At 39.6% G+C, this 22,465-nt stretch carries 17 protein-coding genes and 1 other RNA gene; 11 read left to right on the top strand and 7 right to left on the bottom strand.

Translation table 11 applies throughout. From position 1 onward, the window contains the following. Positions 1 to 5: 5 nt before the first annotated feature. From dnaE to tilS, 3 genes are all read left to right on the top strand, one after another. Complete coding sequence (gene dnaE / locus ABD009_RS08905; RefSeq protein WP_425543070.1) at positions 6 to 3,524, top strand: DNA polymerase III subunit alpha; 3,519 nt, start codon at positions 6 to 8, stop codon at positions 3,522 to 3,524. A 52-nt stretch (positions 3,525 to 3,576) separates the two neighbouring features. Continuing rightward, complete coding sequence (gene accA, locus ABD009_RS08900) at positions 3,577 to 4,533, top strand: acetyl-CoA carboxylase carboxyl transferase subunit alpha (protein ID WP_155694369.1); 957 nt, start codon at positions 3,577 to 3,579, stop codon at positions 4,531 to 4,533. A gap of 89 nt (positions 4,534 to 4,622) precedes the next feature. Continuing rightward, entirely contained in the window at positions 4,623 to 6,185 is a 1,563-nt protein-coding gene (gene tilS / locus ABD009_RS08895) for a tRNA lysidine(34) synthetase TilS (protein WP_343824613.1), read from the top strand. Between the two features lie 30 nt (positions 6,186 to 6,215). Here the strand turns inward: tilS and ABD009_RS08890 are convergent, their stop codons facing one another. Further along, on the bottom strand, positions 6,216 to 7,109 hold the full coding sequence (locus ABD009_RS08890) for a GGDEF domain-containing protein (RefSeq protein ID WP_155694365.1): 894 nt from the start codon (positions 7,107 to 7,109) through the stop codon (positions 6,216 to 6,218). A 177-nt stretch (positions 7,110 to 7,286) separates the two neighbouring features. Here ABD009_RS08890 and ABD009_RS08885 point away from each other — a divergent pair, with 177 nt between their 5' ends. Beyond that, complete coding sequence (locus ABD009_RS08885) at positions 7,287 to 9,266, top strand: monovalent cation:proton antiporter family protein (protein WP_343824610.1); 1,980 nt, start codon at positions 7,287 to 7,289, stop codon at positions 9,264 to 9,266. A gap of 9 nt (positions 9,267 to 9,275) precedes the next feature. On the opposite strand, the gene ABD009_RS08880 is transcribed toward ABD009_RS08885, so the two are convergent. Next, positions 9,276 to 10,454 carry a patatin-like phospholipase family protein gene (locus tag ABD009_RS08880; protein ID WP_343824608.1) on the bottom strand — a complete coding sequence of 393 codons (1,179 nt, stop codon included), beginning with the start codon at positions 10,452 to 10,454 and terminating at the stop codon, positions 9,276 to 9,278. A 214-nt stretch (positions 10,455 to 10,668) separates the two neighbouring features. Between ABD009_RS08880 and ffs the strand changes: the two genes are divergently transcribed. From ffs to ABD009_RS08860, 4 genes are all read left to right on the top strand, one after another. Further along, positions 10,669 to 10,765, top strand: an RNA gene (gene ffs / locus ABD009_RS08875) — signal recognition particle sRNA small type. A gap of 246 nt (positions 10,766 to 11,011) precedes the next feature. Then, entirely contained in the window at positions 11,012 to 12,475 is a 1,464-nt protein-coding gene (locus ABD009_RS08870) for an alpha/beta hydrolase (RefSeq protein ID WP_343824606.1), read from the top strand. A 9-nt stretch (positions 12,476 to 12,484) separates the two neighbouring features. Continuing rightward, positions 12,485 to 13,219, top strand: coding sequence for an ABC transporter ATP-binding protein (locus ABD009_RS08865; RefSeq protein WP_155694357.1), 735 nt, complete (start codon positions 12,485 to 12,487; stop codon positions 13,217 to 13,219). Then, positions 13,216 to 14,385 (top strand): ABC transporter permease, encoded by a 1,170-nt coding sequence (locus ABD009_RS08860; RefSeq protein ID WP_343824603.1) that lies wholly within the window; start codon positions 13,216 to 13,218, stop codon positions 14,383 to 14,385. Before ABD009_RS08865 ends, ABD009_RS08860 begins: the two co-directional genes overlap by 4 nt. Before the next feature lie 90 nt (positions 14,386 to 14,475). On the opposite strand, the gene ABD009_RS08855 is transcribed toward ABD009_RS08860, so the two are convergent. The 5 genes from ABD009_RS08855 to ABD009_RS08835 form a co-directional block, all read right to left on the bottom strand. After that, positions 14,476 to 14,673 carry a YbaM family protein gene (locus tag ABD009_RS08855; protein WP_343824601.1) on the bottom strand — a complete coding sequence of 66 codons (198 nt, stop codon included), beginning with the start codon at positions 14,671 to 14,673 and terminating at the stop codon, positions 14,476 to 14,478. Between the two features lie 4 nt (positions 14,674 to 14,677). Further along, the gene (locus tag ABD009_RS08850; protein WP_155694352.1) at positions 14,678 to 14,947 is read right to left on the bottom strand and encodes a late competence development ComFB family protein; all 270 of its coding nucleotides are present in this window, start codon (positions 14,945 to 14,947) and stop codon (positions 14,678 to 14,680) included. A 62-nt stretch (positions 14,948 to 15,009) separates the two neighbouring features. Continuing rightward, on the bottom strand, positions 15,010 to 15,921 hold the full coding sequence (locus ABD009_RS08845; RefSeq protein ID WP_343824599.1) for a histone deacetylase family protein: 912 nt from the start codon (positions 15,919 to 15,921) through the stop codon (positions 15,010 to 15,012). Between the two features lies 1 nt (position 15,922). Then, complete coding sequence (gene priC, locus ABD009_RS08840) at positions 15,923 to 16,513, bottom strand: primosomal replication protein PriC (RefSeq protein WP_343824597.1); 591 nt, start codon at positions 16,511 to 16,513, stop codon at positions 15,923 to 15,925. 50 nt (positions 16,514 to 16,563) lie between these two features. Beyond that, positions 16,564 to 17,361 carry a TSUP family transporter gene (locus ABD009_RS08835; protein WP_425543069.1) on the bottom strand — a complete coding sequence of 266 codons (798 nt, stop codon included), beginning with the start codon at positions 17,359 to 17,361 and terminating at the stop codon, positions 16,564 to 16,566. A gap of 93 nt (positions 17,362 to 17,454) precedes the next feature. On the opposite strand from ABD009_RS08835, the gene ABD009_RS08830 reads away from it, so the two are divergent. The 3 genes from ABD009_RS08830 (at position 17,455) to ABD009_RS08820 (ending at position 22,463) form a co-directional block, all read left to right on the top strand. Further along, entirely contained in the window at positions 17,455 to 19,992 is a 2,538-nt protein-coding gene (locus ABD009_RS08830; protein ID WP_343824595.1) for a DNA polymerase II, read from the top strand. Between the two features lie 335 nt (positions 19,993 to 20,327). Beyond that, positions 20,328 to 21,095 carry a DUF3450 domain-containing protein gene (locus tag ABD009_RS08825; RefSeq protein WP_343824593.1) on the top strand — a complete coding sequence of 256 codons (768 nt, stop codon included), beginning with the start codon at positions 20,328 to 20,330 and terminating at the stop codon, positions 21,093 to 21,095. Between the two features lie 6 nt (positions 21,096 to 21,101). Further along, complete coding sequence (locus ABD009_RS08820; RefSeq protein WP_343824591.1) at positions 21,102 to 22,463, top strand: MotA/TolQ/ExbB proton channel family protein; 1,362 nt, start codon at positions 21,102 to 21,104, stop codon at positions 22,461 to 22,463. Positions 22,464 to 22,465: the final 2 nt, after the last annotated feature.

Here is a 22,465-nt window from a genome sequence, read left to right as displayed (position 1 = left end):
TACTTATGTCAGAAGCTTTAATTTCGTCCGCCACTTCAATTTCAGATCCTAAATTTGTGCATCTCAGGGTCCATAGTGATTTTTCTATGATGGACGGGCTTGCAAAAGTTAAGGCAATCTTAGCGCGAGCTTCTGAGCAATCCATCCCTGCAATTGCATTAACAGATCAAATGAACCTTTGTGGACTCGTTAAGTTTTACGAAGGTGCGCACGGTAAAGGTATAAAACCCATCATTGGAGTTGATGTTTGGGTTAAACGAGCAGATGACGAGCCGTTATTTAGACTTACCTTATTAGCTAAGAACAATGATGGTTATAAAAACATAACCACGCTAATCTCAAAGGCCTATCTTAGAGGTTCACTGCTTGGCAAAGTAGCCATCGATAAAGAGTGGCTAGTAGAGCACAAAGAGGGCGTCATCATATTATCTGGCGCTACGGCTGGCGATGTTGCCTATGCGTTAAGTAAACACAACAAAAAGCTATTGGCTGAAGTTACAGACTTTTACACAACACATTTCCATGATCATTTTTACATAGAGTTAACTCGTACTGGCAGGGCAAATGAAGCCATGTACGTGGAGCAGGCTTTAGATCTTGCTGAGCAATTAGAGTTACCTGTTGTTGCGACAAATGAAACTGTATTTTTAGACGCTTCTGATTTTGAAGCGCATGAAGTTCGAGTTTGTATAAATCAAAAGCGTACTATCGACGATAAAAACAGGCCAAAAGATTATAGCGCAGAGCAATACTTAAAAACTGAAGAGCAAATGTTGGAGCTTTTCGCAGATGTCCCTTCAGCACTTCAAAACAGTGTTGAAATTGCCAAACGTTGTAATGTCACGGTTCAGTTAGGGACATACTTCTTACCGGAGTGTCCAACGGATGGAATGACGGAAGGCGACTTTTTAGTCAAATTGTCTGAAGAAGGGCTAGAGGAACGATTAGAGTTTCTATTTCCTGACGAAGCTGAACGTGCTGAAAAACGAGTAGAGTATGATGAGCGTCTTGATATAGAACTCAAAGTAATCAACCAAATGGGTTTTCCAGGTTACTTCTTGATCGTTGCTGAATTCATTCAGTGGAGTAAAGACAATAACATTCCAGTTGGACCAGGACGTGGCTCTGGTGCTGGTTCATTAGTGGCGTATGCGTTAAAGATTACAGATCTTGATCCACTTGAATTTGCTTTGTTATTTGAGCGATTCCTGAACCCAGAACGTGTTTCAATGCCCGATTTTGATATTGATTTCTGTATGGATCGCCGTGACGAAGTAATTGATCACGTTGCTGAGCTATATGGGCGTGACGCCGTATCCCAGATTATCACTTTTGGTACATTAGCCGCAAAAGCCGTAATTCAGTCAGTAGGACGCGTGCTTGGCCAACCCTTTGGCTTTTTTGACCGTATTTCAAAGCTAGTGCCGGGAGACCCTGGAATAACGTTGGAAAAAGCGTTTAAGGCCGAGCCTCAACTAGAGCAACTGTACAATCAAGATGAAGAAGTTCGCGAGCTTATTGATATGGCTCGTAAACTAGAGGGTGTTACTCGAGGCGCAGGTAAGCATGCTGGTGGTGTTGTTATAGCCCCTACTAAAATCACTGATTTTGCACCATTGTATTGTGATGATGATGGTAATAACCCAGTTACGCAATTTGATAAAAATGATGTTGAGACTGCTGGTCTCGTTAAGTTTGACTTCTTAGGGTTAAGAACGTTAACCATTTTACAATGGGCGATTGATATGGCGAACAGCCGTATTGATGATCCAGCTAAACATGTTGATATCACTTCAATTGATATGGCAGACCCAGCAAGTTTTAGAATGCTGATGAACTCAGAGACAACCGCGGTATTCCAGTTGGAATCCTCGGGTATGAAAAGTCTGATTAAAAAACTTCAGCCTGATACTTTTGAAGACATTATCGCCCTAGTTGCACTATTTAGACCTGGTCCATTAGATTCGGGCATGGTTGACAACTTTATAGAACGTAAACATGGTCGAGAAGAAGTAGCCTATCCAGATCACGATTATCAGCACGATTGCTTAAAAGAAATTCTAGAGCCGACCTACGGGATCATTCTGTATCAAGAACAGGTAATGCAGATTGCTCAGGAAATGGCGGGTTACTCACTAGGTGGCGCTGACCTTCTGCGCCGAGCCATGGGTAAGAAAAAGCCAGAAGAAATGGAAAAGCAACGATCTTCCTTTGCAGAAGGGTCAAAGAACAACAATATTGACCCAGAACTTGCCATGAAGATTTTTGACTTGGTTGAAAAGTTTGCTGGTTACGGTTTTAACAAATCTCATTCTGCTGCATACGCCTTAGTTTCCTATCAAACATTGTGGATGAAATGTCACTACCCGTCTGAGTTTATGGCGGCGGTAATGTCTGCCGACATGGATAATACCGACAAAATAGTAACGTTAGTTGATGAATGTGATCGTATGAAGCTCACTATTGAGCCACCTGATGTTAACTCCGGTTCTTATAAGTTTACGGTTAATGACGAAGGCCACGTAGTTTATGGTATTGGCGCCATCAAAGGGGTTGGTGAAGGTCCAGTTGAAGCCATACTTGAAGCGCGGGAAGAGGGCGGGCGATTTACTGATTTATTTGATTTCTGTGCACGAGTAGACGTAAAACGAATAAACAAACGTGTAATGGAAAAGCTAGTACTAGCAGGGGCGTTAGATCAGTTAGGGCCAGAGCCTCATACTCAAGAGAATAGAGCCATTATTATGGCATCGCTTGAAGACGCTATGAAAGCAGCTACTCAACATGCTAAAAACGCTGATTTAGGCCAGTCAGACTTATTTGGTTTATTTGATACTGAACACGAAGAAGTGCAACCTCAGTTTAAAACAGCAACTTTGTGGCCTGACGCTACCTGGCTGCAAGGTGAAAAAGATACCCTTGGGCTTTTCTTAACGGGTCATCCAATTAATGCATATCGTAAAGAGTTAAGGCACTACACAAAAATAAAGCTGTCGGAAGTTGAGCCTACTCGCAGAGACCAAATGGTGACAGTTTGTGGATTGATAATTGACATGCGAGTGTTGGTCAATAAAAAAGGAAATCAATGGGCACTGGTAACTTTAGATGACAAAAGTGGTCGTTTAGACTTTAGATTATTCCCCGAACAATTTGAGCAATTCAAAGATTTGTTGCAAAGTGGTGAAATTATAGTCGTTTCTGGACAGGTCAGCTTTGATAATTACAGTGACGGCAATACAATGACCGGGCGTGATGTTATGTCTTTAACAATGGCACGTGAAAAATTCGTTAGAAATATAAAGCTAGACGTTGCTGGTGAGTCACAAGCCACTAGTGTAATGAATAGTTTAAAACGAATATTATTGCCATATAAAGATGGAACAACACCAATACGAATTGGCTATCAAAATGAATTGGCAAGTGCAGAGTTAGAGTTAGGAACAGCGTGGCGAGTTACGCCGGATGAACAGCTGTTCGTAGATGTAATGGAGCACTTGGCTATTGAGCCTAAATTAGAATTCTAGTATTCATGTAAATTAAATCATGGATAGAAAATTAAAGTGAACTGGTGAAAGAATGAGTCTCAATTATCTTGAGTTTGAACAACCGATTGCTGAGTTAGAAGCAAAAATAAATGAATTACAAAATGTTAACCGCGGTGGCGAGTTAGATTTAGGCTTAGAGCAAGAAATCTCTAACTTAAAAGAGAAAAACCGTGAATTAACGGAAAAGATCTTTGGAAACCTTGGCGCTTGGCAAGTTGCCCAAATAGCAAGGCACCCACTTCGTCCATATACTAAAGACTATATCGAGCGCATATTTACTGAGTTTGATGAGTTAGCCGGTGACCGCACTTACGCAAATGATTTAGCGATTGTTGGTGGTATTGCACGTTTAGATGATGAACCAGTAATGATTATTGGTCAGCAGAAAGGTCGTGATACAGCAGAAAAAATTAAACGTAACTTTGGTATGCCTAAACCTGAGGGCTACCGTAAAGCACTTCGCCTAATGGAAATGGCAGAGCGTTTTGATATGCCAATTATCACATTCATTGATACGCCAGGAGCGTATCCAGGAATAGGCGCAGAAGAACGTGGCCAGAGCGAAGCCATTGCACGTAACTTAAAAGTAATGTCAGGTTTAAAAGTACCGGTTATTTGTACTGTAATTGGTGAAGGTGGCTCAGGTGGAGCGTTAGCAATAGGTGTTGGCGATCGTGTTAACATGTTGCAATACGCAACGTACTCGGTTATTTCGCCAGAAGGTTGTGCGTCTATTTTGTGGAAAAGCGCGGCAAAAGCGCCAGATGCAGCGGATGCAATGGGCATCACAGCGAACAAAATCAAAGAGCTAGACTTAATTGATAATATTATTTCAGAGCCTCTTGGTGGCGCACACAGAGACATGGACAAAATGGCCTCAAACTTAAAGCAACGTTTAAAACAAGATTTAACGGATCTTAGAACATTGTCAAAAGAAGAGCTGCTAGACAAGCGTTATAATCGTTTGATGGCGTTTGGCTATTTATAAACAAAAAAGTATCGTATTATTAAAGCCATCTTTTAGATGGCTTTTTTTATGCCTGTTTATCATCAAACTAAACATTAGAATTGAGACTCATGAGCACTGTTAGTCAATCAGCTACCGCACTTAATCCACTCCATTTGTATCGGTCTTTACAAGATTTAAACGTCATAACTGCAGACAGTACAACTCAACCCTCTATTGTGGTTGCGCTCAGCGGTGGACTAGATTCTATGGTGATGTTAAGACTAATGTTAGAGTTAAGGTATCAGTACCAGGTTAGTTTTAGTGCAATTCATATTAATCATGGCTTGAGTGAAAATGCCGATGACTGGCAATCGTTCGTAACTCAATATTGTCAGATAAATGATATCGAACTTTCTTGTCATCAACTCGTACTAGAAAAAACCGCTCAACGTTCACTTGAGCAAATAGCTAGAGATGCAAGGTACGCCGTTTTTGCCGATAGTTTACCCGTTGGCACCTTTGTTCTAACTGGACATCATTTATTGGACCAAGTTGAAACCTTTATGATGCGACTATCAAGAGGCTCAGGTAGTAAAGGATTATCTGCGATGCGTCCATGTGCAAACTTGCCAAACAGCATGGGTCAAAGTAAACAGATAAGATTAGTTAGGCCTCTATTATCGCTATCAAAGACTGAATTAATCCAATATGCAAAACAAGAGTTTTTAGACTGGATTGAAGATGAAAGTAACGCATGTTTAGATTTTGACAGAAATTTCATTCGCCATAAAGTCTCGCCTACATTAACGGAACGTTGGCCGCATATGGCTAGCGCAATTAAAACAACAACCGATTTACTGTCTAGAGAAAGTGACTTGTTGTCTTTGTATTTGCAACAAGACCTGTCTGGTTTAATTGAGAGCAAAGTGTTCGGTTTTGAGTGTTTAAACTTAGCTAAACTAGCGCAGCTAAACACATTAAAACAACCAGAACTTGTTCGGCTTTTCATCGCAAACCACACAACAAAATCGCCCTCTAGAAATGTATTAACTGAAGTAATGACAACGGTTATTAATAGTAAAGAAGATAGCCAAGCATTGGTGGAGTTTAGTGGTTATTCGTTGCGACTATATAGAGGTTATTTGTATTGTTTAAAGCTTACTTCAGAAGCGGTGCCAAAAACTATAACGCTAGATACGCGATCAGACGAGTCTCTGTCCGATGAACCGCTATCAGAAGAGCTACAGTCAAACGAACCGAATTCAAATGAACCGAATTCAAACGAACCGAACTTAAATAAACCAAAGTTAGGTGGTTTGGTAGCGGCAGATAAGACTCAGACTTATTCACAAGAGTTACCGTCAGGCAGTCTGTTTGCGGGCAAAACCTTTTCGATTATTGTATTGCCGAGCTTTTTTAAAGAATGTCACCGTTTTAACCAGGTAGAAGCTGATTCAGAAAAGAATGCTGAGTTATTAGTTCAAGTTAAATGGGGCCAAATTGTAGGTAAAATCCAACCCAACGTTAAGTCGGGCAACAAAAAAGTATCCGAGTTATTGAAACAAAAAGGCTGTCCAGCTTGGTTAAGAGAAAGAATGCCAAACGTTTATATAAATAACCAGCTAGCAGCTGTTGGGGACATTGCGGTTGCTTTTGAACTGCAACCGCATATTAAGGTTCAATTAGATTGATGACAAAAAGTTACGTTAGTTATTAATAAACTAAGCAAATTTAACGCAATTTTTACCGGCTTGTTTAGCTTGGTAAAGTGCTTTGTCCGCTTTAGCAAAAATAGTGCTTTCTAAGTCTTCGGTGGCGCTTATAGCAGCGCCAATACTCACGCTAACATGAAACTTTTTAACAATATCAGAATCTTTCACCGTACTTAAAAGGCGATTTGAAACGATAGATGCAGAGCTCTTTTTATCGTGTTCCAATATAATGGCAAACTCGTCGCCACCAAATCTGAAAAACTGATCGGTATTTCTCAAACACTTGTTGGCAAGATTTACAAACTGAACTAAAAGTTCATCCCCCATTTGATGACCAAAATTATCGTTCACTTGTTTAAAATTATCTAAATCCATCACAAGTAAAGAAAATGGTGTGTTGTAGCGTTTAGAGTGTGAAATGGCTCTTGAAATCGCCTCGTTGTAACTAGTCCTGTTTCCTATTCCCGTTAAAGAGTCTTTCAAAGCTAACTGTTGTAATTGCCAAAAAGCCAAAGCGTTGCGTAATGGAAATACCAGTCGCTTCTGAAAATTGCTTAATGACGAAAGTAAAATGTCAGTGATTGGCTTTTGAGAATGGTATAAAACACGACCCATTAATTGGTCATGGATTCGAATTGGTAACGCTAGTGTCTCACAACCTTTTGCTGCTTTACCTGTAGTGAATCTGCCATGGTAAGTTTCTAAATCAATCGCACTGATTTTAAAACTATTGGAAAGCGCTTCTAAAAAGATGGTAAGTTGTTGTTCAATATCTAGTGTTGTTTGTAATTGTTCAACTAACGATATCTGGTCATTATAGCCTGTCTGGTATCCTGCCCAGTTTGTTAACAAGGCTGCATTTGAGTCAGGGTTTATTACGTCTAGGTGACTAATATAATCCACTGATGCCTCCAAAATTGATAATAAGATAAAATTCTAATTGTACTAAGCGAAAGTCATGCCAGTTATGCAATAAACTGATAAATAAAGAATAAATATAGTGGTCAAAAGATGTTCTGCTACACTGACAGAATACCGTCGGCAAACACTGGCTAAATAAGAGGTTTAAACACGTAGATTATGGAACATGGGATTTTTCTAGAGTTAATCTTTTTACTGGCCACCTCTGTGTTTTTAGTATGGTTATTTAAACGGTTTAAACTGCCGGCCATTTTAGCTTACTTAGTGGCAGGCGTAATTGCAGGTCCGCAGGTGATGAGTGTGATCTCAGATCCTAAAGATTTACTCATAGTTGCGGAATTGGGCATCGTTTTTCTGCTATTTAGTTTAGGACTCGAATTTTCTGTACCAAAGTTAGTGGCCATGCGGCATCTGGTTTTTGGTGTCGGCAGTGCCCAAGTTATTCTGACACTAATAATATTCATGCTCATATTTGTTGGTTTAAACCATTCTTGGAGCAGTGCATTTATTATCGGTAGTATCTTTGCTTTATCCTCTACTGCCGTTGTTGTTAAATCTCTTAACGAAACTGGGCTTACTCAAACAAAGCGTGGGCAAGTTGCTATAAGCATTCTGTTATTTCAAGATATAGCGGTGGTTGCTTTTTTAATTGCCATTCCAATACTTGGAGGGGACGGGGAAAGTAGTTTATTGTTGGCTATTTTAATTGCTCTAGGCAAAGGGGCTATAGTCGTCGCTATATTGCTCTCCGTTGGCAAGTGGATATTACCAAAAATATTCAATCAAGTTGCTCAAGTTCGCACCGATGAACTATTTGTACTCACCGCCATACTCGTTACTGTTCTAGCTGGCACGCTCACGAGCTTTTTCGGTCTTTCAATGGCACTGGGTGCATTTTTAGCTGGCATGATGCTGAGTGAGAGCCAATATAAACATCAGTTAGAAGCTGATATCCGGCCGTTCAGAGATATTTTGATGGGGCTGTTCTTTATTTCCGTAGGTACGGCTCTAAACCTCCATGCAATGGTAAGCCAATGGGCTTTTATATTAAGCGCCATTGCCGTCATGCTCATTATTAAAACACTGATTATTAGGCATGTCTCAGTATTAGCAGGAGAAACCAGTGCGGATGGCTGGTCTACCGGACTAATGTTATTCCAAATGGGTGAGTTTGGCTTTGTTTTAGTGGCATTAGCGCAACAATTTAATCTGGTATCATCGGAGCTTGCTGCAGCATTATTAGGCGTGGGAGTGATCAGTATGGCGGTAACTCCTAGTATTATTAGCAACGATAAAAAGCTGGTTTTGGCAGGAGGCCGACTATTTGGTAAAAAAGAGCAGCAGCATAATGAGTCCACGGAAGCTGAATTTGAAACCAATCTAAAAGGTCATGTCATTATTTGTGGCTTTGGTCGAGTTGGTCAAACCGTTAGTCGTTTCCTAAAATCCGAAGCCGTGCCTTATGTTGTGCTTGATGTTGATCCCGTTCGAGTTGCCGAAGCACAGGCTGCTGGTGAGAATGTTCAGTTTGGACATGCGCGTGACAAAGCGATTTTAAATGCCGTGAAAGTAAGCGACGCAAAGCTGGTGGTCATTACTTTTGGTGATTTAACAAAAACACAAACGGTTATTAATAATGTTAAGCAGTGCTCATCCTCTGCTCGAATAATGGTTCGTACTAAATCAGATGAACATATGGCGTTTATCCTTGAAGAGGGAGCCGATCAAGTGGTCCCGGAAGCTATTGAGGGCAGTTTAATGCTTGTATCTCAGGTATTGTTCGAATCTGGTGTTCCTATGTCTCGAGTCTTAAGGCGAATTCGTAAGGAACGTGAAAATAGATACGGTCAAATGCATGGCTTTTATCAAGGTGAAGGCACGGAAATATCATCGGATAAAAGAGATTTATTAGAGTTTATTCATGCAATAGCGATTCCGGAAGATGCTTTTGCAGTGGGTAAAACGTTAGCGGAACTAAGAATCGTGGAGCGCCGCATTGATATTATCGGCTTGCGAAGAGAGCGCGAAGAGATATCAAACCCTGAGCTTGATACCGTAGTAAAAGCTCAGGACATAATTGTAGTGAAAGGAAAGCCGCGTCGAGTGGAGCGTATAGAGCGCTTTTTAATGACAGGATAAACCTTGTTTTTATTTAGCCTTGGCCTTTGATAAATTTGCCTTTAGTTCGGCGGCTGTGCCCAATTCTAAAAACTCTAGTATTTCGTCGATACGCTCCATGCCATCTTCGTAACCTATTTGAATAAGCTTCTCGGTAAATGGCTTTTCAAATAAAATATAGCTAAGCAGGGCTGACTCTTCATTCTGTTTTACACCAAAAAAACGCATCAAAAATTTAATCGCTGGTGATAGGTTTTTATAATAGTGTCGAGCTAATTTATTAAAGTTTCTAGACGGATTAATAAGTAGCGTATCGATATGTTTTAAACCTGTTTTTTCAGTAGGCGCGTATTCTAAGGTTTTGTTAATCCGTTCTAATCTTTCCAAGTCAGCATTCATAGAGTCAGTAAATACGGTATCTAATAAATGGCCTGTTATAGCGGCTGAATTGGGGTGAAACTCAGACTGACCATAGTATTTGTCTTGATTTGGTTGCTCAACACCGAGTATCAAAATTTTGTCTGCACCTAGATGAATGGCAGGACTTAGCGGACTCAGTTGATGTATAGCTCCATCGCCATAATAGCTTTCGCCAATTTTTATGCTTGGAAACATAAGTGGTATCGCAGATGATGCCATTAGGTGTCGAGTGGTGAGTACGGTTTTAACTCCTTGGCGTTTGGCACGCTTCCACTCTTGACCTTCGCTTGATTGAAAAAATGAAATAGAGTCACCGTTACTATAGCTTGATGCTGACACTGAGATAGCCGACAAATGATCACTTAGAATATTTCTATCGATTCGTTGAAAGTTAATCACTTGCTTAAGTAAGTTTCTAAGAGGTTCGTTGTTTAACAAACTAGTGGCTCTATCAATGCCTTTTTTACTAAATCGTGATAAAAAGTTTTTAAATAAATGAGAAAAAACACCTCGCCATGTGCTGGCATAAACTTGATCTGTTGAGAAGTTTTTCCATACCCATTCTGCTTTTTTCACCCCGAGATGAAAACAAGATGCATGAGTAGACAAGGTGACCGCATTAATTGCGCCAGCTGACGTACCACATATTATTTTAAAAGGTGTTTTTTGATTACGAGGAAGGTGCGCCATTACCGCTTTTAACACGCCAATTTGGTAAGCAGCTCGAGCGCCGCCACCGGTTAATACAAGCGCTATTTTAGCGGGTTCTTTGGGCTGATTAAAAAGCATTTGTTCAGATTATCCTTGTTAGAAAACACCAGAAATACAAATCTAAGTATACCCTAAGGTATTCAAACACGACTATTAAATTAGCAACAATCTATGAGAGCTTGTTTATTGAACAGTTAACGTTGGTTTTCTTTTTACACCTTGCAACTCCCAATATATTGCGTAATAATTCGCGCCGTTAGGTTTTCTACCTAACAGCTCGTTATGGTGACCCCATTGGTTCTCTCGCAACGATAGCTGGTAAACTTGGTCAGGCCCGGAAGGGAGCAGCCATAGCTGGTGATTCGTGTGCCGAGATGTCGCTGGTGGGGTTGCCACCCAAACTGTTCTAAAACTCCCTCTTTATTAAAAATAATCAAACTTGAAAATAGACTTCCGTTTGATGACTTTTGACCGAAACAACATGATTTCAATAACCTAATCCCTTTGTTCATGCTTTGTTACAAGTTACTCTAAATATTCACCTTTGGTTGTTCTTTCCTACATTGCGGTTGCTAAATTAAAATTATAAAGTAGCCGGTAAATAAAATTCTAATAATGTAAGGGAGTTACCCATTATGGTCTCTGCTAAGTTTCGCTCAATGTCAGTATTGGCTGCAGCGTTAGCAATCTCACCATTTGCTCAAGCATCATCAACACTTGAACTAGAAAAGTGTTTTGTTGATGGCGTTAAGAGTAAGGCCTTGTGCGGCACATTACCAGTTGCTGAAAATCGCTCAAAACCAATGTCTGATGATAACAAAATAGACTTGAATGTTGTTGTATTGCCGCGGTTTAAAGAAGAAAGTAAGTCGTTACCTGTTGTATTTTTAGCTGGTGGTCCAGGGCAAGCTGCAACAGAGTTGGCTGGCGGTTTAAATATGATGTTAAATGATGTCAGACAGCAGCACGATATCATTTTAGTTGACCAAAGAGGAACGGGAAAGTCATCGCCTATTACTTGTGATGAAGAAGGTATTGATCCACTTACCTTTGACGATCAAAGCATTGATATAAAATCAGAGATTTCTAAATGTTTGGCAACTTTTAATGACCGACACTTACCAAGTTATAACTCGATAGATGCAATTAAAGATGTAGAAGCTGTAAGAGAAGCGTTAGGTCATAAGAAATTACATGTTTTTGGCGGCTCATATGGTACTCGAGCAGGTTTTACCTATCTTCAACAATTCCCTGAATCTATAGAAACCGCAACATTGGATAGTAACGCGCCAATGCAATTAGTTATTGGTTTTTTTGGCAAAACTTCAGAACGAGCTTTTGACCTATTAATCGAAGATTGTAAAGCCCATGAAGCTTGTAACCAAGCGTTCCCAAATTTAAAGCAAGATTATCTAACGTTAACGAACCGCCTAAAAGAAGGGCCGATCGTTCAACAAATTCATCATCCGTTAAGTGGTGAGCCAGTAGATATGATTTTAAGCTACAACAAGGTCACTGATGCACTAAGAGGCACATTATATGCCTTAGGATCTCGAGTGATGCTGCCTTATGTAGTGAACAAAGCTGCGGCCGGCGACTACCGAGCTTTGGCAGCTATGATTGGTCAAACTGACAGAGCAGAACGTGCGCCTGGACAACTGTATGCTGGGTTAACAATGAACATTCTTTGTAATGAAGACTTCCCACGAGCCATGCCTTCTGATTATACCAATGATGCAGATAATTATTTTAATGGTGAACGTGGTTACAATGCGTTGAGCGAGTATTGCAAATACTGGCCTGAATGGTCCGTTGATCCTGAATTTAATAAACCATTAAAAACCTCAGTGCCGGTATTACTGTTTTCTGGAAAGTATGATCCAGTGACGCCGCCAGCTTACGGTGAAATGGCAATGGAAACACTAGAGAATGCAAAACATGTAGTGATTGAGCAAGGTTCTCATGTTGCCTCTTTTAGAACGTGTTTAAAACCGATACAAGAGTTTTTAAGTACGTCTTCGTTAGATAACTTAGACTTTAGTTGTGCGGAAGAAGTTCGACCGCAGTTGTTTTTCACGAACAAAAATCAGCTTAAGTAAGGATACGTTATGTTAGAAGTAAAAAATTTAGTTAAGAAGTTTGGTGACGTTGAAGCACTTAAGAACTTAAGCTTTAGTGCCCAAGACGGTCAAATTACTGGTTTGCTTGGACCGAACGGTGCTGGTAAAACAACGGCGTTGCGTGTTCTTTATGGTTTATTAAAAGCAGACGATGGTGTTGGCGTTATCAACGGTATCGACAGCCAGAAAGATCCAATTGGCGCACGTAAAGAGATTGGCATATTTCCAGATAAGTTTGGCCTTTATGAACGTTTAACAGCAAGAGAGCAAATTGCCTATTTCGCCGACTTACATGGTCTTGTAGGTGATGCCAAGATGCAGGCCATTGAGAAGGTAATTAAACGATTAGACATTGGAGATATTATAGATCGTCGATGCGCTGGTTTTTCTCAAGGTCAACGTATGAAAGTAGTATTAGCGCAAAGTTTAGTACATGAGCCTAAAAACTTAATTCTTGACGAACCTACTCGTGGTTTAGATGTAATGAGTACTCGAATTTTACGAGATATTCTTATCGAGTTAAAAGAGCAAGGAACCTGTATCTTATTTTCATCTCACGTAATGCAAGAAGTTGCGGCCTTGTGCGATAAAGTAATAGTAATAGCCGATGGTAAAATTGCCGATGAAGGCACTCCGCAAGAGTTGTGTGAGCGCACTGGTAAAGAGTCTTTGGAAGAAGCATTTGTGACATTGATTGGCAGTGATGAGGGGATAGCAGCATGATAAAGGCACTTTTTAAAAAGGAATTTATAGATACTATTCGTGATAAGCGATCGGTAGTTGCTGCGCTATTTGGTGCGTTGTTTACACCGTTATTGTTTGCCGTAATGATGACGTTCAATATTGAAAAAGCGCGTTCAGTTGATGATGTTTATATTGAAATTAACAACGGAGATATGGCACCTCAAATAGTTGAGCTGCTAGAGCGAGAAAGTATTTTTCATGCAGAGCTACCAAGTACCGGTAAAAAGTTTGAGCTTGATGGTGAAACGCATACACACTCTAAAATTAGCCTGACATTTTCTGACGATTTTGAATCGCAGTTAAGTTCTGGTTTACCAGCAAATATATTAATCAATGCTGACTATTCAGACCAAGAACGTTCTTCTCAAATTAGACGGGTTAAAAGGGTACTTGAGAATTACGAAGGTGCAGTTTTAAACATGCGCTTAGTAGCACGTGGTATCTCACCATTAGTAATAGATGTGGTGGATTTAGAAGAGCAAGACACGAGTACTCCAGGTTCTAAATCTGCAATTATTTTGGGCATGTTGGGTGTGTTCATTTTATTCTCGGTTTTTGTTTCATCAACTAATGTGGCAATAGATTGTAGTGCTGGTGAGCGAGAGCGTAATTCACTTGAGTTATTATTAATGCAACCGGTATCAACCTTTGATGTTGTAGCTTCTAAAACCATTAACACAGGTTTGTTTGGGTTATTTGCTGGTACATTAAGTATTGCTTTAACGGCAGTAGTGATTCCGTTTATACCACTACATAAAATTGGTATGGCATTCAACTTTGACTTAGAAGTTGCGGTGAAGATGTGGTTCATCATTCTGCCACTGGCATTTTTTGCTGCGGCGTTTCAGTTGGTTACTACATTCCACGCTAAGTCATTTAAAGAAGCACAAACCTACATTCAGTATTCAATTATGCTTCCATTGATTGTGCCTATGGCATTGGAATTCAGTAAATACAAACATGCGGCATTAGACTACTTACCAATTGTTGCCCAGCAACAGGCAATTAGTAAATTAATACGTGGTGAGCTAACGGACTTTACACCAGTAATAGGCGGAATGATTGTAACTATGCTGTTCTCATATGGATTGGTATTATTCACTTCAAAGTCTTTGAAGTCAGAGAAGGTAGTGTTAGGACTGTAGTTGCATGGCAGAAGTTTTAAGACTGAAGTCGCAAGATTGAAGTTGAAGTACTGTGGTTTAATCACAACCCAGTAAAATGAAAAAGCACAGCTAAGGCTGTGCTTTTTTTTGCTTATAAATTAAATCATTTTGTACTATTTCTAATGCTTTAATGGCCGTGTCGGTATTTATATTGTTACTCTCAAACAACATGATTAAATCAACGGCAAGTTGCACATGCTCTGGAGCGTCCTCAAGAGGGTGGCCAGCCTTTTCTTCTGTTTCTTCTCGTTCTTCTTTTTCAGGCAAACCTTTATTCTCTATTTTCTCTAGAATTCATAAACTCCAACGCTCGACCAATAGCTTCTCGTACTTGCATTTCCATTTCGTAACGTTCGGCTTGAGGTAGATAAAATGCCATATCCACTTCATGACGGATATATTTTGATGGTAATTGATTTAATACAATACAGCACATATCAGCTAAAAATTCGTCGTCGTATTTATCATCTAATTTGTTATGGGCAATGTAGTCAATGACTAGCTTTTCGTAATAATTATGAATGTCGGTAGATAGTTGCATAACGTTTCCCTATTTAATTACTGTTAATAAACATAACACTTAATTTAAGAAAGTGGCAAAATTTACAAAAACGTATGATGGGCCGCTTTAATTAATTGAAAGTGAACCTCTGTAAGTGCTGATATGTCTCTTTGATAGCCTCCTCCAATGACCGCCATTATTGGTATATTGTGAGCCCTAGCGGTTTCAAATACCATTTTATCCCTTTGGTAAATCCCTTCTGTTGATATATTTAACAGCCCTAAGTCGTCATTTACATGAATATCCACACCGGCATCATAAATTATAAAGTCAGGTTTAAAGGCGACTAATGCCGATAAAAGAGCATCTTTTACGTGCGTTAAGTATTCTTTATCCCGTAGGTGTTTCTCTAAACCAAGATCAAAATCACTTTGCTGCTTCCTCGAAGGAAAGTTCTTTTCGCAGTGAATTGATAAACTAAAAATAGATTGCTCATCTTCAACGCAAGTGGCAGTGCCATCACCTTGATGCACGTCACAGTCAAAAATCAGTACTCGGCTGGCTAAAGATTCTTCAATGGCTACTTTTGCCGCAAGAGACAAGTCATTAAAAACGCAAAAACCTGAACCAAAGGTAGGGTGAGCGTGATGATAACCGCCTGTAAAATTGACGGCTATGTTGTGCTCTAGTGCTAGTCTCGCTGTTTTAATAGTACCGGCAACGGCATAACGAGTGCGATCAACAAACTGCTGTGACCAATTAAAGCCAATACGTTTCATCGCTTTAGGATCTATGTTGCCAGTTAAAAAACTTTCAATATATTCTTTCGAATGTATTAAGCCTAACGTTTCTTTAGTTACAGGCGACTCAACTTCATTAACATAAATGCTATCGCTAAACACTGCTCGGCTCTTGTCATGTAAAAACTGATACTTATCAATTGGGAATCTGTGGTTTTTAGGTAGCGTCAATTGGCTATAGATTGGATGGAAAACGGTTTGTAACTGTTTCATGTTATTGACGACTATCGAGTTGCTGTATTTTATCTTCAACACCTGTGATTGCTTGGCGGCATCGGCCTAGTCTTTGTTGTGTTAACAATACTTGTTGTTGAAGCTCTGATTTATTGGCACCTGCGTGCTGATTAAGACTGGCTTGCTTGTCCGCGACCATATCAATTAAGCGTCGCTCATATTCGTGAAGTTTAGATAGCTCTTCATACAACGACTGGCTTGTTTGTGTTGCTTGTTGGGCAATATTTTTAACTCGTTGCTGGAGTCTAATATGTTTACCTCTGTGTGCCGCGTATTTAGAATTCAAGTCGCCCGAATTTAACAGGTTTTTAAAGCAACCAAATTGATGGGCAATCATGTCACTTAAGTAGTCAGCATGAGTTTGATCTTTTACTTTGGCAAGGCGTTCAATATTAGATTTTAGCTCTTTTACGTAATCTTTAATGTCATCACTTTGCGTATGAAAATAGCTGGAATTGAATATATCGCTCGACCTAAACCAGTTCTGATAGGTTAATTTACTACTTTGGACTTGGGTTTCTAAAAACGCCACCTGAGATTGAAGCGTCGCTATTGATTGCTGTGCAGACAAGACGTTTACCCTTTTTATTATTGTTTATTTAAGGCACCAGGCAGTAATGACTATAACCAAGCATCTATCGCCAGTTTAATCGCCATGACAGAAACTACAACTGTAAAAATAGGGCGGATGAATTTGTTTCCAAAATGAATAGCAGAGTGCGCACCTGTGTAGGAACCCACCATAAGCAAAATACCCATCATTAAACCAATGGTAAAATTAACGTGACCAAGAATAATAAAAGCCACTAACGAACATATATTGCTAACAAAGTTCATGGCTCTGGCAACGCCACAAGACAATAGCAAGTTCATTTTATAAAGAGCCAGGTTAGTTACTGTCCAAAAAGCCCCAGTTCCAGGTCCGGCAAATCCATCATAAAAACCAAGGGTAAGTCCTTGGGTGACTTTTTTGATTGTTAAACCTTGGCACTTTTGAGGTAACTGAGTATTTCCAGAAGGTTTGATAGGGTTAAATAAAGTGTAAAGGGCGCTAAAGCCAATTAAAAAAGGTAATATTTTATTAAGAATTGTTGCATCAAGGAATGAAACCATAACTGTACCCAGCACTGAGCCAATCGCAGTGGCTAATAGACTAATGCGCCAAAAGTAGGGTGAAAACAGCTTCTTTTTATAAAAGGCATAACTTGCCGTAAGTGAACCAAAAGTAGCAGCCAGCTTATTAGTACCTAGAGCAACGTGAGGAGGAAGCCCCGATGCAAGAAGTGCAGGCACAGTAAGTAAACCGCCGCCGCCAGCTATGGCATCAATAAAACCAGCTAAAAACGCAGACACTAAAAGAAGAGCTATAATGCCACCAGACAGCTCGGTAAAATTAAACAGTTCGAGGAACCACTCCAAAAGACATCTCCACGTTTACTTGATTTACGGCAACGGTTGAATACCAAATTCTTACAGGTATTATAACGACCATCTCAATCTTTTGATATGCCGATGTCGACTCACTTATATCAATCTATTCCTAATAACGGTTTTATCCTCACCAGAAATCAATATGACGCCGGCGGAAGACTAGTATTTGAAATTTGGGTTAAAACCTCAATCGGTTTAGCTAAGCTGCTAATTGAAGACCAAGAAGCCGTCTGTTTTGTTCGAGCAACAGACTTAGACGCATTAAAAAGCGCGCTTAAATTACAATCATCACCTGCTTATTTTAAGCCATTGCCGTTACGCAATTTTGATAACGAACCTATGGTTGCATTATATAGCCCGTCTTTGCGAGCCTACTATAAAGTGAAACAAGTAGCCGAAACCTATCAGATAGAATTATTTGAGGCTGATGTTAAGCCGATAGATAGATATTTGATGGAAAGGTTTGTCAAAGGTGATGTCGAGTTTGTTGGTGACTTAGTATCAAACAATTCACCTTACATTGAGTTTCGCAAAGTAAAGCTAAAAGCGGCGAGTCAAAGCACAGAACCTCAAATAGACTTAAGTTTACTAAGCATTGATATTGAGTGTAATGAAAAAGGTGAGTTGTTCTCAATTGGTTTACATCAAGGCTATTTAGGAGCTAAGCAAGAATTTAAGCAAGAATTTAAGCCAGGAGCTAACCCAGAGCCTAGGCCTCGAGCAGAAGACAAGCCCCTAAGAGAAGGGGCGCCTTATGAAAAGGTGCTTTACAACCTAACTGGCGTTTCTGAGTCCGGCAAAAAAAGTATTGAAGATAGTAAGAATGACGGTGAAAGCCTAGGTTATGCGGAGTGGCTAAGCACAGAAAAAGCGCTGTTAGTGCGTTTTATTGAGGAAGTGCAAAGTCAAGATCCTGATGGCCTGATCGGTTGGAGCTTTATTAGTTTTGATATTCGATTAATAGTAAGAGCTTGTGAGCGCCATAATATAAAGCTAACTCTCGGGCGCGACGGCACTGCACTTCAGTTTAGTGATGGGCAAAGAGGTCAGCAACGATTTCCTGATCGCGCTTATGTTGCGGGAAGAGTTGTGTTAGATGGTATAGATGTAATGAAAAATGCCACGTATCACTTCTCGAGCTTTTCACTAAATAATGTGGCAAACGAAATATTAAAAGATCAGAAAATCCAACTAACGGAAGAAGGCGGTGACAAGTTACAAGCAATTAAACTATTGTACAAAGAGCAGCCTCTTAAACTTGCTGCATATAACCTACAAGACTGCATTTTAGTATCTAAAATTTTCTCTCAAGAAAAGCTTACGCAATACCTTATTACCCGAACTCGTTTAACAGGACTTGAACTCGACAAAACTGGCGGCTCAGTTGCAGCCTTTACTAATCTTTATATGCCAGAAATGCACCGCAAAGGTTGGATAGCGAATAACCTCGTTGCAATGGAAGATTATGTACATAGTCCAGGTGGCTTTGTAATGGACTCAATACCGGGTATTCATGCAGACGTTCTTGTTTTTGATTTTAAGAGCCTTTATCCAAGTATTATTCGAACCTTTAATATAGATCCTGTGGCGCTCATAGAAGCTCAATTTGATGATTCTAAAGAATACGTGATTCCTGGCTTTCGTGGCGGGGAATTTAGTAGGGACAAAAGCATATTATCCTCTATCTTAGATAAGCTTTGGTTAGCACGTGAAAATGCTAAAAAGAATAATAACTCAATCCATTCTAATGCCATCAAAATTATTATGAATAGCTTTTATGGAGTGCTCGGTTCTGCCGGTTGTCGTTTTTATGACACTAAACTTGCTAGCTCTATTACGATGAGAGGCCATTGGGTACTAAATCAATCTAAAGATTGGTTTCATGAGCAGGGACTTACCGTTATTTATGGTGACACTGATTCCGTATTTGTTAGTACCGAGGGCAGTGACTACAAAAGCACAGATGGTAAACAGTTAGAAGTTCGTCTAAATAGCTGGTGGACGGAAAAGATAAAAACAGATTTTGACTTAACGAGTGAATTAGAGATGGAATTTGAAACTCATTACTCTCCATTTTTTATGCCAACCATTAGAGGCACTGAAGCAGGATCGAAAAAACGGTATGCAGGCAAAAAGCAAAATAATGATGGCACTAGTGAAATTGTATTTAAAGGATTGGAGTCTGTAAGAAGTGACTGGACACCACTCGCAAAAGAGTTTCAAACCGAGTTATTTGAATTGATTTTTAATAACCAACCCTGCAAGTCATTCTTAGAGCAAACTATTAATGATTTAAACTCAGGAAAACTCGACTCAAAGTGTACTTACACTAAACGTATACGACAACATTTGTCGGAATATGTCAAAACTACACCGCCACAAATCAAAGCTGCAAGAGCTGCAAATGAACATTACGGTCGAGAAATTTATACTAGGGGTTCTCAAGTTCAATATGTAATCACTCATTTAGGACCGCAAGAATTAGCGATGAATGAAGCACTTTTAGATTACGAACATTATATAAATAAACAACTTTTTCCAATTGCGGAATCAATTTTGCACGCAGGGTTTCCTGAACTTTTAGCCGTTTTTGATAAACAACTAAATTGGTCATTTTAGTAAGGTCAGAGAATACATGTTATGAATACAAACTTAGAACTAGGTGTAACGATAACATTTACTACCTAATAATTAAAAATAGCCCACCAAGGTGACTTAAATGAACTATCATTCAGTTTATAAGCCCTTATGAAACAGCAAAGTTGCTAAATTAATAACCGATTAATCTCATTAAAACTCATAATCGCATAAAATGAGAGTAGATAAAGTTTACTCAATTGACATTAAGAGTTATGTTTGGGACACTCTATGTGATTATTCGTAGTATGTTAACTGCGAATACAGAGTTATTACTCTTAAAAAGAAAATTTAAACACATACATTGGTTGGGAACTATGTCTAAGATGAAATTAAATCTAGTAGCTACAGCTCTAGTAGGAGCGGTTACTTTTGCCGGTTCTGCAGTTGCTGCAGATCCACTAGAGAAAATACACGCTGCAGAGCGCACTATCCATAAGGCGGCTGCAAAGTCACAAACAAAAATAAACGCTATTCAAGAGCAAACAACTGAGTTGATGTTCGAATACCGTGATGTTGTTGCCGAAACAGAAATCAACAAAGTTTATAATGATCACGTAGCTAAGTTAGTTGCTGCTCAAAATGATGAAATTAAATCATTAGAAGATCAGATTGCTGAGATTGAGAATACTAAACGCAATGTTGTGCCTCTTATGTATCGCATGATCGATATGTTAGAAAAATTTGTAAACGCAGATATGCCTATCAAACTAGATCGTCGTGTAGCTCGAGTTGAAAAACTTCGTGCAACAATGATCGATCCTAACGTTAGTACTTCAGAGAAGTACCGTCAGGTTTTAGAAGCTTACCAAATCGAAAAAGATTACGGTACAGCGGTTGAAGCGTGGGAAGCAACTGAAAATCTTGGTGGCCAAGAAATCACAGCTGACTTCGTTCATGTAGGTCGTATTGCATTGATTGCACAGTCTAAAGATCTTAAAAGTGCTTGGGTATGGGACAACAGCGTTCGCGGTTGGACTAAACTAGGTGATGAGTACCTTAAAGACGTGACATTAACTATCCGTATGGCTCGCAAACAAGCGCCGTATGAGTTAATCAAATTACCAATCTTTGCCGCGGAGTAATAACACATGAAAAAGATTTTTAATTCATTGGTTTTAGCGGCTGTTGTATCTTCAGCTGGCTTTGTAGCTAATGTAAACGCTGCTGACAAATTAGATGATTTGTTAAAGCAAGTTAAGCAAGACCGAATTTCTGAGGGCGCACTTAACAAAAAGCGTGAACAAGAATTCAATGCTGCTAAAGCTGATAAACAAGCTTTACTAAATAAAGCTAAAAAAGAACTAGCTAATGAAAAAGACCGTGGCGTGCGTTTGCAAAAGCAATATGCTCAAAACGAAAAAACATTAGCAGTTAGAGCTGAAGAACTTAACAGCGCCAAAGGTACACTAGGTGAGATGTTTGGTGTTGTACGTCAAGCTGCTGGTGACACTATGGGTTCTGTTTCTGCATCAATTATTTCTGCTCAGTACCCTGGTCGTGCAGAACTTCTAACAGAATTGGCAGAAGCTAAAAAGCTTCCTACAACTCGTGAACTAGAAGAGTTATGGATCGCTCTACAAACAGAAATGACTGAATCTGGTAAAGTAGTTACTTTTGACAAAGAAGTATCTGCAACAGCCGGTGGTTCTGCAGTTGAGAAACTAACTCGTGTAGGTGCATTTAACCTTGTTACTGAATCTGGTGACTATGTTATTTACAACTCTGATGTTCAAATTGTTCAACACTTAGGTAAAGCTGCTGAATCACACTACCGTTCATCTGCTGAAGATTTAGCAAGTGCGACTCCAGGTGAATTAGTACCTTTCTATGTTGATCCATCTCGTGGCGGTATTTTACGTCTAAACACACAGAAAGCGACACTTGAAGATCGTTATCACCAAGGTGGTACTCCAGGTTACGTTATCACAGTTGTTTTAGCGTTTGGTTTCCTACTAGCACTACGTAGTTTAGTTATTACACTAGGTGAAGGTTCTAAGATGAAAGCTCAGCTTAAGAACACTTCTAACCCTTCTGATAACAACGCTCTAGGTCGTATTCTTAAAATTTACCAAGAGAATAAAAACTCTGACGTAGAAAACTTAGAACTTAAACTTGATGAAGCTATCCTGCGTGAAACTCCTCGCATCGAAAGTGGTATCAATACAATTAAAATCTTAGCTGCTGTAGCACCTCTATTAGGTCTACTAGGTACAGTTGTAGGTATGATTGAAACGTTCCAGCAAATTACATTGTTTGGTACAGGTGACCCGAAATTAATGGCAGGCTCAATCTCAATGGCGTTGGTAACAACAGCTATGGGTATTATTGCAGCATTACCACTAATCTTTGTTCACAGTGTTGTAGCAGCACGCGCTAAATCAATTGTTCATGTTTTAGATGAGCAAAGCGCCGGTATCATTGCAGCACATGCTGAGAAGGAGAAAGCGTAATG

It is taken from the genome of Psychrosphaera haliotis (genome assembly GCF_039523615.1).
In the GTDB taxonomy this organism is placed as follows: domain Bacteria; phylum Pseudomonadota; class Gammaproteobacteria; order Enterobacterales; family Alteromonadaceae; genus Psychrosphaera; species Psychrosphaera haliotis.
Note: the sequence above shows the minus strand (reverse complement) of the source record. Positions and strands in the feature narration are given on the sequence as shown.